The organism is Amycolatopsis albidoflavus, assembly GCF_039525725.1.
Lineage (GTDB): Bacteria > Actinomycetota > Actinomycetes > Mycobacteriales > Pseudonocardiaceae > Amycolatopsis > Amycolatopsis albidoflava.
Map to the genome: position 1 here is coordinate 201,467 of NZ_BAAAHV010000026.1, position 12,919 is coordinate 214,385.

General features: G+C 70.1%; 9 protein-coding genes. 5 read left to right on the forward strand and 4 right to left on the reverse strand.

Going from position 1 to position 12,919, the window contains the following annotated elements; genetic code table 11:
• Positions 1 to 531 precede the first annotated feature (531 nt).
• The 5 genes from ABD156_RS41090 to ABD156_RS41110 are packed head-to-tail and all read left to right on the forward strand — an operon-like array spanning position 532 to position 8,226.
• Positions 532 to 2,160, forward strand: coding sequence for a S1 family peptidase (locus tag ABD156_RS41090; RefSeq protein WP_344286451.1), 1,629 nt, complete (start codon positions 532 to 534; stop codon positions 2,158 to 2,160).
• Positions 2,157 to 4,436 carry a tetratricopeptide repeat protein gene (locus ABD156_RS41095; protein ID WP_344286452.1) on the forward strand — a complete coding sequence of 760 codons (2,280 nt, stop codon included), beginning with the start codon at positions 2,157 to 2,159 and terminating at the stop codon, positions 4,434 to 4,436. Before ABD156_RS41090 ends, ABD156_RS41095 begins: the two co-directional genes overlap by 4 nt.
• Positions 4,437 to 4,454: 18 nt before the next feature.
• Entirely contained in the window at positions 4,455 to 5,846 is a 1,392-nt protein-coding gene (locus tag ABD156_RS41100) for a VWA domain-containing protein (RefSeq protein WP_344286453.1), read from the forward strand.
• Positions 5,843 to 6,928, forward strand: coding sequence for a hypothetical protein (locus tag ABD156_RS41105; RefSeq protein ID WP_344286454.1), 1,086 nt, complete (start codon positions 5,843 to 5,845; stop codon positions 6,926 to 6,928). Before ABD156_RS41100 ends, ABD156_RS41105 begins: the two co-directional genes overlap by 4 nt.
• A complete protein-coding gene (locus ABD156_RS41110) occupies positions 6,925 to 8,226 on the forward strand; it encodes an ABC transporter substrate-binding protein (protein WP_344286455.1) in 1,302 nt (433 codons plus the stop codon). The genes ABD156_RS41105 and ABD156_RS41110 overlap by 4 nt, the downstream gene beginning before the upstream one ends.
• 456 nt (positions 8,227 to 8,682) lie before the next feature.
• Here the strand turns inward: ABD156_RS41110 and ABD156_RS41115 are convergent, their stop codons facing one another.
• The 4 genes from ABD156_RS41115 to ABD156_RS41130 all read right to left on the reverse strand — a co-directional run bounded on the left by ABD156_RS41115 (position 8,683) and on the right by ABD156_RS41130 (position 12,910).
• Positions 8,683 to 9,252 carry a TetR/AcrR family transcriptional regulator gene (locus ABD156_RS41115; protein ID WP_344286456.1) on the reverse strand — a complete coding sequence of 190 codons (570 nt, stop codon included), beginning with the start codon at positions 9,250 to 9,252 and terminating at the stop codon, positions 8,683 to 8,685.
• Positions 9,249 to 11,144: a YhgE/Pip family protein gene (locus tag ABD156_RS41120; protein ID WP_344286592.1), complete on the reverse strand. Its 1,896-nt coding sequence runs from the start codon at positions 11,142 to 11,144 to the stop codon at positions 9,249 to 9,251. Before ABD156_RS41120 ends, ABD156_RS41115 begins: the two co-directional genes overlap by 4 nt.
• A 26-nt stretch (positions 11,145 to 11,170) precedes the next feature.
• Entirely contained in the window at positions 11,171 to 11,905 is a 735-nt protein-coding gene (locus tag ABD156_RS41125; RefSeq protein ID WP_344286593.1) for an ATP-binding cassette domain-containing protein, read from the reverse strand.
• A gap of 108 nt (positions 11,906 to 12,013) precedes the next feature.
• Positions 12,014 to 12,910 (reverse strand): GNAT family N-acetyltransferase, encoded by an 897-nt coding sequence (locus ABD156_RS41130; protein ID WP_377928003.1) that lies wholly within the window; start codon positions 12,908 to 12,910, stop codon positions 12,014 to 12,016.
• Positions 12,911 to 12,919: the final 9 nt, after the last annotated feature.

The window sequence follows — 12,919 nt, forward strand, 5'->3', positions numbered from 1 at the left end:
AACGGAATCTGCGCGGTCTCTCCGTTCGGGCGAGCGTGAATCGGCGGTGTGGGCAATGCGATCGGTGGCGCGTCCCGGGCGAGCGTGAATCGGCGGTGTGGGCAACGCAATCGGTTGCGCGTCCCGAACACGAACGCGAATCTGCTGCGCGGTTGAAGCCGAATCCCCGGCGCACCCAAAGGCGAACAGCGTCCGGCGCAACGAAATTGGCAACCAAATCGGCTAAGCGAGCACGAATCAGCAATCCGACTCAAGCTCGCCGCTTGCCCGTCCGGTCCGCTTCGCACCCGGCGCGGGAACCCGGCAGCCCGCAACCGGTCCGACAGCCGGTAGCCAAGAGTCGAGAGCCAGCCTCGCCCGCGTCGCCGGGGCTTCCGCTGTCCGCCCGCCAACACCAAACCACCCCGCGAAACCGGTGTCACCCACCAGAAGTGCCGCGACGCCGCTGAACGGGTGAGCTTGCTGCTCCAGCGTGGGCCACTTTCCGCGAACGCCGCCCGGCCTGCGACGCGCCCGGCGTAGGGTCCTCCCGTGGGGTACCAGGCCGAGCGTCGACGCTGGCGGGTTCGCCTGCGCGACCGCACCGGCGGGATCCGCGGGGCAGGCACCATGCTCGACGAGGACCATGTGCTCACCTGCGCGCACGTCGTCGAGCGGGCGGGCGGGCCGGGCGAGGACGTCCTGGTCGATTTCGTCGGGCTGCCCGGCACTCCGGTCGGCACCGGCCGCGTTGTGCCGGGGGCGTGGGTGCCGCCGGGGCGGGACGAGCGCGGCGACATCGCGGTGCTGCGGTTGGCCGAGCGGGTGCCGGGAGCGGCGGGCGCGCCGTTGTACCGGATGCCGTTGTCAGACGGCCAAGCCGTGCGCGCCTACGGGTTTCCGGCGGGCGCGGACGAAGGGCTGTGGACGTTCGGCGAGCTCGCCGGCGAAGGCGGGCCCGGCTGCGAATGGGTGCAGCTCGCCCGCAAGAACGACGACCAGCCGATCACCGGCGGGTTCAGCGGCACCGCCGTGCTCGACGAGGAGACCGGCCGCGTGGTCGGGATGGTCGTGTCCCGGTACAAAGCGGAGGGCGAGCGGGTCGCGTGGATGATCCCGGTCGAGACCATTCTCGGCTACCTCGGCGCGGACCGGTGGGGACAGGGGAGTCCGGCCGTCGACCGGACTTTCGGCCGCGAACTCGACCGGGTCGCGTACGACCCGCAGTTCGCGCGCGAAGTCGTGGGCTGGTTCGGCGAGGGGCACGGCGTGTGGATCGTCGTGACCGGCGAGGTCGGGTCCGCGAAAGCCGCCGCGCTCGATCTTGCGGTGGTGCTTGCCGACCGCGAGCGTTCCGCTGCGGCGAACGAACTGCGCGACACCCTGGCCAAAGAAACCCTGCCGCCGGCGGGAAGTGTCGATCTCGCGGTCGACGCGGCGGGCAAAACCTCCGCGCAGGTGCGGCAGCGGCTCGCAGAACGGCTGGACCTCACCTTGGACAACGGCGCGACGCATTCGGGCATCGGCCGCACCGTGGTGGTGAACGCGATCGACGACGCGGCGGAGCCGGAACAGCTGATCGGCGAGGTGATCGCGCCGCTCGCGGACCGCGCCGCGCGGCTCGGGATCCGGCTCGCGCTCGGGTTCCGCCGGGAGTCCTCGCCTGGGCTGACCGAGCTGCGGTCGCGCCGGAACGGGGCCCGGCCGGACGGGCTGGCTCGCCGGATTTCCGCGCTGGACAAGCAGATCGACGAACTCGCCGCGATCGAGGAGCACATCGCCGAGCTGGCCCCGAGGTTCGCGGTGAACGACATTCCGCCGCCGCGGGTGCGTCGCCGCGGTGGCGCGGTGAGCCGCTTGCAGGAAGCCGCGGATCTCGGGGATGTCGCATGGGCGGAGCGATACGTCGAGAAAGTCGCCAGTGTGGTGGCCGCCGATCTGGCTTCGGCGAAAAACGCCCGCGATCGGCTCGACGCCGCGCACGAGCGCCGCACCGAGTTGCGGTTTCGCCTCGACGGCTACGGAGAGCGTGCCCGCGCCGCGGGCCGGGTCGAGGACCCGCTGCTGGATTCCTTGTATGCCAACGCCTGGCAGTTGCTGTACGAGGGCGCGTGCGATCCGGAGGCGGCCGCGGCGGCTGTCGAGGAGTTCGGTGCCGCGGTGCGCAAGGGGAGTCGATGACGGCCTGCGCGCGCCCGAACTGCTCCGGCACGATCAGCCGTGCCGGATTCTGCGCGAAGTGCGGCTGGGCACCGGGATCCGAGCCGAAGAAACCGGCCCCGAAAGCCGACGCGACGCTCGTCATCCCCGCTCCGGGGGCGAGCCGGATCGCCGACACCGTCGTCACGCGGGAGCAGCAGACCGCCGGGCACGGCACCGGTGACGACTACATCCCGCTTCCCGTGGTCGTCCTGCCGGACCTCGCCGGGCGGGTCCTCGCCGATCCGCACGTCGCCGAGAACGAACGGCACTGCGGCAAACGCGGCTGCGGCGCTCCGGTCGGCCGCTCGACCGCAGGCCGGCCCGCGCGCACCGAAGGCTTCTGCTCGCAGTGCGGCACGCCGTTTTCGTTTTCTCCCAAGCTGTTTCCGGACGACGTGGTCGACGGCCGCTATCAGGTGCACGGCTGCATCGCCCGCGGCGGGCTCGGCTACGTCTACCTCGGCACCGATCTGCGGCTGAAGCAGTACGTCGCGCTGAAGGGCCTGCTCAACACCGGCGACGAGGCCGCGGTGCGGATCGCCGAGACCGAGAGCCAGGTGCTGACCTCGCTCGACCACCCGAACATCGTCCGGATTCACGACGTCGCCACGCATCCGGATCCGCACGGCGGCCCGGACGCGCGCTACATCGTCATGGAGTTCGTCGACGGCCTCCCGCTCGCCGAGGTGATGCGGCGCGGCCGCGCGATGCTCGACGGACCCGAGGGCAGGCTGCTCGTCGAGCACGTCGTGGCCTACGGCCGGGAGATCCTCACCGCGCTCGGCTACCTGCACGAACAGGGGCTGCTGTACTGCGATCTGAGCCCGCAGAACGTGATCCACGGCGAGAAACGGGTCAAGCTGATCGATTTCGGCGCGATCCGCAAGATCGGCGACCAGACCAGCCCGATCGTCGGCAATCCGCGGTTCCAGATCGGCGCGACCGAACTGGACGAGCACGGGCTCACCGTGCGCTCGGACATCCACACCGTCGGCGCGACACTGCGCGACCTGTTCCGCTGCAGCGACGGCTGGCCGCATCCGGCCGACAAACGGATCGCGCTCGGCGTCGAATCCTTCACCCAGGTCCTCGACCGCGCGACCGGGCCGTACGAGCACCGCTTCGCCACCACCGGCGAAATGCTCGTGCAGCTCGACGGCGTACTGCACGAGATCCTTTCGCTGCGCGACCGTCAATCGCGGCCGTCGATCTCCACGCTGTTCACCGAAGCAGCGGTGCTCCTGGACGCCGGGCTCGGCCAGCCGAGGCCGGTCGGGGAGTGGGTGCGCCGCGCCCGGCGCACCGCGAGCCCGCTCGGCGCGCTGCCCGAGCCGTTCGACATCGCGCTCGGGTTGCCGGTGCCGCACGAGGATCCGCACGACCCGGCAGTCACCTTTCTGCGCACGGTCCGCGCGCCGGATCCTGCCCGGCTGCTGAAGAAACTCGAACGCGCGGACTCGACCGTCGAGGTGGAACTGCGCCGCTGCCGGGCCTGGCTGGAACTGTCCGAAGTGGACTCAACCGGCACGGAGCAGGCCGGCCGGCGAGTGGACGCCGCCGAAAGACTGCTCGGCGCCCGGGCGAAGCACGACTGGCGAATCGCCTGGCATCGCGGCCTGGTCGCGCTGGCCGCCGGTGCCGTCGAGAAAGCGCAGACCTGGTTCGAACGCGTGCACCGCGACATCCCGGGCGAGGAGACGCCGAAGCTCGCGCTCGGTCTGTGCGCGGAGCACTGCGGCGGGCCGAAGCGGGCGGCGCGCTACTACGACGCGCTGTGGGTGCGGGACCACCTGCAGGTCAACGCCGTTTTCGGGCTGGCGCGCGGGCATCTGCAGCTCGACGAGCGCACGGCGGCGGTGGACCTGCTGGACCAGGTGCCGGAGTACTCGCGGCACGACGAGGCGGCCCGGATCGCCGGAATCCGCGTGCGCGCGGGAATCCTGCCGGTGGGGGACGCGCTGCCGGGCATCGAGGACCTGACCGAGGCGATCGACCGGCTGTCCGCGCTGGAGCTGGACCGCGACACCGCGGACCGGCTCACCGCGGAGGTCCGCGAGAGCGCGCTGCGGTGCTTCGCCGCCGGGATGCGCGGCATGCCGCCCGGTCCGGTCCTCGGCGAGCGCCTGGACGAGCACGGGCTGCGTCTGTTGGTGGAGCAGTCGTACCGGCGGATCGCGCGCCGGGCCGGTTCGGCGGAGTACCACGACGCACTGGTCGACCGGGCGAACGAGACGAGGCCGACGACCTGGGTGTAAGCGGCGAAAGGGCGAGGGATGAGCAGGGGTTGGGACGTCGAGGTCCATCAGAACCGCTACCTCGGCGAAGGCGACACCGAGATGCAGGCCGTGGTCACCGTCTCCGCGCGCGACGACGGCCAGCCCGAGTTTCGGCCGCCCGGCGCGGAAGTCCTCCTGGTCGACTGCTCGACGTCGATGCGCTACCCGCCGACCAAGATCGCCGCCGCGCGCAGGGCGGCGGCCGCGGCGATCCGGGCCTTGCCGGACGGCGTCGGCTTCGCCGTGGTCCGCGGCACCGAACGCGCCGACCTGGCGTATCCGCTCCAACCCGGCCTGGCGGTCGCGTCGGACGAGACCCGGGCGGCCGCGGTCGCCGCGGTGGAACGATTCGTCGCGGTCGGCGGCACGGCGATGGGCACGTGGCTGGAGTGCGCGCGGACGCTGTTCGCTTCGGCTCCGGACGCGGTGCGGCACGCGATCCTGCTGACCGACGGGAACAACCAGTCGCAGTCCGCGGAGTCGCTGCGCCGCGAACTCGACGCCTGCGAAGGCCAGTTCGTCTGCGACGCAAGGGGAATCGGCGACGGCTGGCAACGGGCCGAACTCGTCGAGATCGGCCGGGTGCTGCGCGGCTCGGTCGATTCGGTGGTGCGCGACGAAGATCTGGTCGACGACTTCCGCGCGCTGATGGCCGCGGCGCTCGCCAAAGTCATCCCGTCCGCGCGGCTGAGGATCGGCGTCACCGAACAGACCACGCTGCGCTTCGTGAAGCAAGTCTGGCCGAGCGAATACGACCTGACCTCGCGCTGCGTTCCCGACGGCGACGGAAAAGCGGTCCTCTCGCTCGGTTCGTGGAGCGCCGGCGAGACCCGGGAATTCCAGCTCGCGGTGGAAGTCTCGGCGGACACACCGGAGTACGGCTCGGACCGGATGCTCGCCTGGGTCGAGGTCGACGGCGCGGCGGATTCAGCAGTCCCGCTGCTGGCGCACTGGACCCACGACCCGGTCGCGCCGACGCTGGTCGACCCGAAGGTGCGGCGCTACACCATGCACGCCGAGCTGAGCGAGGCCTTGGTGAACGCCGACGAGGCCTACGCCGCGGGCGACCACGCGCGAGCGGCGCGGGAATGGGGCCAAGCCGTCGAAATCGCCACGCGGACCAACAACAAGGAAGTACTGCGCCGACTCGCCAGGGTGGTCGACACGACCGGCGAGACGGTACAGCTTCGCCCCGAAGTCACCCGCAGCGAACTGCTCAACCTGCTCGTCTCCACCGTCTCGAACGTCGGCGACGAACCCCGCGACGCCCGTCCCGCACCGCCGCCGGACACCAAACCCGCGATCTGCCCCCACTGCCAGAACCCGAACCCGTCCGGAGCGCGATTCTGCGAGGAGTGCGGGGAGACGCTGGCCGGAGGTGCCGCGTGACCCTCCGGACGCGGCAGGCACTGGTACGAATCCGGGCGGTGCTGCTGGCCGGAACCGTGCTGGCGCTGGTCACCTCCTCCCTCGCGGTGAGCGGCGTCGTCCGGACCGCCGACCAGATCTCGTCCGCGACCAGCCGAGCGATCCTCGAGGTCGCGGCAGCCCGAGACGCCCTCGTATCCGCCGACGCCGCGGCCATCGCCAGTTTCGCTTCGGGCGAGGCGAAACTCGCCGGCCCGGGGCAGGAGTACGAAAACCGGATGGCGTCGGCGAGCCAGAGCCTCGCCCGGGTCGCGGAGTTCAACCAGGCAGGCGACCCCGGCGCCGGAACCCTGCAAACCGTCGAAGGCTTGGTCGCGTCGTACTCCGGCGCGATGAGCCAAGCCGACGCCCACTTCCGGCAACCAGGCGCGGAACTGGTCGGACTGGCCGACCTCTGGTACGCCTCCCGCCTGCTGCACGCGCCCGACAACGTCCTGGAACTCTTGGGAAAACTGCAAAAAGACGAGCGCTCCGCCCTGGACCGCCAAATCTCCGGCACCAGAATGAGCGCGGGCCTGCTGGTCCTCTGGCTGCTGCCGCCGATCGTGCTGCTCACCCTGCTGGTCGCGACCCAAGTCTTCCTGCGCCAGCGTTTCCGCCGCCGGCTGAACCTGCCCCTGCTGGGCGCGACCGTGCTGGGACTCGGCGTCGTCGCGGGCCTGCTCGTCGCCTTCGCCCTGGCCGGACGCCTCGACACGGTCCGGGGCAGCGTCGACCAGGCCGTCGCCGTCCGGGAAAGAAGCATCGAAGCCGCCGACGCCGGCGGCCACGCCCGACTGGCCACCCTCCTGCAACAACGCTGCGGCCCGCCCGGCTGCGGGTCCACTGTGGACGATTTCCGCCGCCAGCTCCCAACCACCTCGACCGCCGCCCCGGCCCAGAACGCCATCACCTCAGCGGCCCGAGCCGTGACGTCCGCCGGAACCGAGGCCACCGAGTCCGGCGGCCTGCCCGTCCTGGTCCCCGCCGCCCTGATCCTCGCGGGCGGCCTGGTGGTCGCCGGGCTGTATCGGCGGATCGACGAATACCGGTACCGCCCATGAACTGTCCACTGTGGAAGAAACTGCTCCTGCTGGCCGCAACCGCGCTGGTGGGGGCTTCGTCGGCATGCGGGGTCGCCGCGAGCAGCAACACGCTGCAGGTGATCGGCGTGTGGACCGAAGGCGAGGAAGCAGCCTTCAACCAGGTCAAGCAACGCTTCGAGGAAAAGACCGGCATCGAAGTCCGCTACCAAGGCACCCGTGCCGTCGAGCAGGTCCTGGCCGCCGACGTCCAGCAAGGCGCCGCCCCGGACATCGCGGTCCTGTCCAGCCCCGGCCTGCTGGCCGACTACGCCCGCCGCCAGGAAATCAAACCCTTGGACTTCCTCGAACAGAAGGCCGAATCCTTCTACGGCAGACAATGGGTCAACCTGCAACGCCTAGGTGCCGGAAAACTCTACTCAGTAGCGGTGAAAGCAGACCTCAAAAGCGCGATCTGGTACCGCCCGGCAAGCCTCCCCGGCCCGAAACCCGCCACCTGGCAACAACTCGTCGCCCTAGCCGCCGGCCAGACCACCCCGTGGTGCCTCGGCCTGGCCGCCCCGCCCACCTCAGGCTGGCCAGGCACCGACTGGATCGAAGACATCCTCCTGCACTCCGCGGGCCCCGAGGTCTATCGGCAATGGACCGCAGGCACCCTCGCGTGGACGTCGAACCCCGTACGCCAAGCCTTCCAAGACTGGGGCGCCCTGACCGTCCACCCCGGCGGCATCCAAGGCGGCGCCCCGGCCGCCCTGCTCACCGACTTCCGAGACGCGGCCCGCCCGCTTTTCACCGACCCGCCCGGCTGCCGCATGGAACACCAAGGCTCCTTCGCGATGGGCAGCTACCAAACCATGCACCTGCACAACGAAACCGGCCCGCACCCGCAACCCGGAACCGACTACGACTTCTTCCCGTTCCCCGGCTCCGGCGCGTCGGAAGTCTCGGCAGACCTGGCCGCGATGTTCAACGACACCCCGCAAGCCCGCCAATTCCTGGACTTCCTGGTCTCGCCGGAAGCCCAGCAAATCTGGGCAGGCAACCCCAACGCGACCGCTTTCTCCGCAGGAACCGCAGTAGCGAAGGACGTCTACCGCGACCCAGTAAGACGAAAGGTCGCCGACACCATCACCTCAGGAAAACCCGTCTGCTTCGACGCCTCCGACCTGATGCCGAAGACCATGACCGGCGCCTTCTACCGAGCAATCCTGGAATACACCGCAGACCCCACACAACTGGAAACCCTGCTGACCAGACTGGAAGACACCCGCAAGAGCATCCCCAGAGCAGACTGGCTAAACGTCCCCTGCGGACAGTAAACACGCCCTAAAACCGCACCAATGCACCCAACGATCGAGGCACCCAGCCCACCCCCGCACCCCGATACGAAGCCAAAATGCGGTCTGAGGGTGTTTGTCAAGGCATCTTTCCAGCCTTGACAAACACCCTCAGACCGTCATCACAATCAAGCTTCGGGGTGCCCCACGCACTCCCGGGCGCAATGTCGCCGCCAGGCGACGAGCCGACGCCCCACGCCCGAAGCGAGATTCACCCGCCCGCCTGCCCGGTCAGCGGTACCCCCGTAACCACAACCCCACTTAGCGTGACCCACGCAGGAACGACCAACCCGGAAGGACCGAGCAATGATCAAACGCCTGTTCCAGACCGTCCTGCGGCACGGATGCTGCTCCGCCTGCACCGGCAAGGGCTGCGGCTGCTGCGCCAACTGCCACTAACCCCTGAGGGGCCCGGCGCCGAAGCCGGGCCCCACCACGTCACCTCTTCAACCCCCGGATCAGCAACATCACCGACCCCAGCACATCCGCCCGGGACCGGCCAGGGTGAAACACCTGCCAATCCAGCGCCACCACCAGCATCGTCCCGAAAACCCCGGCCGCGGCAGTAGCGATGTCCAACCCCTCCGGCAACCGCCCAGCCGCCCCCAGCCTTTCCAGCTGCGCCTTGACGACAGCGATCAACTCTTCCCGCAGCAACGCCAACGTGTCGTGCCACCGCCCCGGCGTATGCCACAACTCGCTGACCACGATCTGGGAAAACCCCGGATACTCCGCGATGAACTCCAACGTCGTATCCACCTGGGCCTCGATCACCGCCAACGGATCGTCATCCGTCCCCGCGGCCCGCAGCCGCCCCGCGAGCAAGTCGACGCCGAACCGCAGCAACGCGTCGACTAGCCCGTCCTTGGACCCGAAGTTGTAATAAACGGTCCCTTTGGCGACCCCGGCTTCAGCCGCGATGTCGTCCACCGTCAGCCCGACAAGTCCGCGACTGGCCGACAGCCGCAACGTGGCCTCGAAGAGCTTCCGCTTGGTCGCCTCTCTCACAGGCTCAGCTCGGGCTTGAGCGCCGAGACCGACCACACCCGGTGTTTGCGCGCGGCGAGAGTGGACAGCAGGATCCCGCCGACGAGGTACGCGAGCAGCACCCCGATGTCACCGAGGATCTGCATCGACGCGCCGGTGTAGAGCAGGTGCCGGAACCCGTCGATGGCATAGCCCATCGGCAGCACTATGTGCAGCGGATACAGCGCGTCCGGGATCGTCTGCCAGGGGAACGTGCCGCCCGCGCTCACCAGCTGCAACACCAGCAGCACGAGCCCGAGGAACTTGCCGACGGCGCCGAAGAGCGCGTTGAGCGCGTGCACGATCGACGTGAAGGCCAGCGACACCAGACACGCGAACCCGATCGCGCCCAACGGATGCGCCACGTGGATGCCGACCAGCCAGGTCACCGCGGCGAACAGCACGATCACCTGCCCCAGGCCCAGCACGGCCGAGGACAGCCAGCCGCCGAGCGCGACCCGCAGCGGCGACGCGCCGGCGGTGAGCGCGCGCGTCGACAGCGGGCGGATCAGCAGGAACAGCACGAACGCGCCGATCCAGGTGGCCAGCGAGATGAAGAACGGCGCGAGTCCGGCGCCGTACGTCCCCGCCGACGCCACGCCGTTCGACGTGACCGCGACCGGGTCGGCGATCGTGTTCGCGGTGGCGGTGCGGGTCGGATCGTCCGGATTCGGGATCTGCGACAGCCCGGCGGCCAGTCCGTCGCGCAGCTTCACCGAACCGTCGGCGAGCTGGTCGGTGCCGGTGACCGCGGTCTTCTCGCCGTCGTTGAGCTTCGCCGAACCGTCGCGCAGCTGGTTCGCGCCGTCGGAGGCCTGCGCGATCCCGTTGGCCAGCTGCGGCGAGGCCGACGCGAGCTGGTGCGCCCCGTCGGACACCTGCCGGGCGCCGCTGGAGAGCTTCTGCAGGTCTCCGTTGGCGGACTGGATCTTCCCGTTCGCCTGGTTCGCGTCCGTGCGCAGCTTGTCGTAGTCGGCCAGGATCGAGTCCTTGAGGTTCTCCGGCATCCCGGATTCCTGCAGCTTCGCGGCCAGCTGGGTGCGATAGCTGTCGATCCGGCCCATCACGTCGGAGGAAGCCGACGCGGCCAGCGAGCCCGCGCTCGCCACCTTCTGGTTGCCGTCGGCCACCTGGCCCGCCCCGTCAGCGAGCTTCTGGGTCTGGCTCGGCAGCGACGCGGTGCTCGATTTGAGCGTGCCCAATCCGGTGGCGAGACTGCTCGACCCGGTCGCGAGCTGGCTCGCCCCGTCGGCCAGTTGATGTTGCCCCGTCTGGAGTTTCGCCGCGCCGTCGGCGAGCTGCTTGGCGCCGTCGGTGGCCTCGGAGATCTTGCCGTAGATGGTGGAGAAACCGACGAGGAACTTGTCCGCGGCCTCGCTGCCCACCTTCTCCGCGATCGTCTTGCGGACCTGGTCGGCGACCTGCTTCGCGATGGTGCCGGACAGATAGTTGTTGGCGTCGTTGGTGGTCAGCGTGATGGTCGCCTGCTGCGGCTCGAAATTGCCGGACGACAGCAGCGCCTTCGAGAAGTCGTGCGGGATCCCGATGGCGAAGGAGTACTTGTCGTCCCGCACGCCGTCCCGAGCGTCCTTTTCGGACACTTGGTGCCACTGGAAGGTGCCGGACTTCACCAGTTCGTCGGTCACCTCGCGGCCGACGTTGCGCTCGGCCCCGTTGGAATCCTTCGCGCCCGCGTCCTCGGTGAACACGGCGGCGGGCAGCTTGTCGAGGCGGCCGTACGGGTCGTAGTTCGCGTAGAGGTAGAACGACGCGTACAGCAGCGGCACCATGACGAGCGCGAACATGGCGAGCTTCGGCAGCGTCCCGGTGGACAGCCTGCGCAGCTCGTTGCGCGCGATCCGGAACGCGTTCAGTCCGCCGGCCCGCTTGTGGGGGGTGGTCATGCCCGGTCTCCCTCGGAGTTCTCGGTTTCGGCGGTCAGTTCGGCGGTCTCCGGGAGCTGCTTGGTCTGCTCGGCCTCCGCTTCAGCGGGCTCGGGCGGGGCGTACAGCCGGATCGGGTCCGGTTGCTCGGCCTCGCCGACCTTGGCGGGCGGATAGGGGAGCGCCGATTCCGGCGTCGTCGCGGCCAGCACAGCCACCGCGAACCCGCGGGCGGCGTGCTCCTTCGCGACGGCGGTCCAGGAGTCGACGTCGCTGGTGTGCCGGTCGGGCGCGTCGAGGATGAGCACGCGCACGCCGTCGCGTTCGGACGCCAGCGCGGTGAGCAGCCGGGTGCGCAGCGCGGGTTCGAGGCTCTCGAACCGGCTGTCGGCGTACGGCCCCGCGTCGTGTTGCGAGAGCCAAGCCGCGACCGCATCCTTGCCGGAAGGACGGTGCGCGAGCGCCAGCTCTTCGCCGGTGACGACGCGCAGCGACAGGGCCTCGTCCGGCTCGCTGACCCCCGGCGAGTCCACCACGGCCACGAGCCGCCGCAGGTCGCCCTCGGGATCGGCGGTGACGGTGCCGGTGGTCGGCTTCAGCCGCCCGGCCAGCGCCAGCGCGAGCGCGGTGATGCCGACGCCCGGCTCGCCGTGCACCACGGTGAGGCAGCCCTCCTCGACGGTGAGCGAGGTAGGCGGCAACAAGGGGCCGTGGGGACCCTTCAGAGACACCCGGTCGGCACGGACCTGCACAGGACACACTCCACGGATTTTGAACTGACTAGTCAGTTCAAAAGTTAGTCCTGACCTGGCGGCGTCGGCAAGACGGCTCGCCGGACGTCACACCAAAGAGCGGAAGACTCAGCGCAGGGCCCACGCAGGGTGTGCTTCCCAGGACGTCCACAGCGGCCGGTAGCCCTGCCGGTGCCAGAACACCGACGACAGGGGATTGGTCGGGTTGTAATAGAGGTAGGTGCCGGTCGCGCCCTGGTTCAGCAGTTCGCGGTGCGCGCGGGCCATCAGCGCGCGGCCGATCCCGCTGCCGCGGCTGGCCGGGGCGGTGACGACGTTGTTCACGTAACCCCAGCGTCCGGACGGCAGCAGTTCGGCGGCCTCGCTCCCGGGCGTGGATTCGACCCAGTCGCACTGCGCGAGTGCCGCCACTTCGCCGTCGACCTCCGCGAGCCAGGTCGCTTTCTCGCCGAGCGCGCGGCGCAATGCCGGGCCGAGAAGTTCCGCGGTCTGCTCGCGTTTCCGGTGCGCGACAAGGCCGGTGTAGTCGAACGTCGCGGTGCACAACGCCAGCGCCGCCGGGTAGTCGTCCGGTCCGGCGAGGCGGATCGACGCGTTGGTTTCGGTGTTCTCTGGCGCCACGGCGGGGCGAACGGCCAGCGCGGACAACGGAACCAGCCCGTGGTCGAGAAAAGCCCGGATGGCTTCGGCGTCGCGGCTCGGCCAGTTGACGACGCACGCCGAATCGGCTCCCGGCGCTTCAGTGTCCACTTGGGACCGCAGCGCGCCGAGCAGCGCGTCGAACCCCTCGGAGCCCGCCGTCTCCGGATCCGGGAAGAGCTGCCACACCTCGGCCGCCGACCACAGCAGGGGAGCGTCGCCCGGACCGTGCCGGTAGCGCTGGAGCATCGCGGAAACCTGCGTGCCGGACGCGGTCACCGCGCGCAGCCGGTCGCCGCTCGCGAGCGGAACGGGCGGCGGCAGGAGCGGGTCGAGTTCGGCGAATCGGCCTGCGGAGCTCACCAGCGCAGCGTA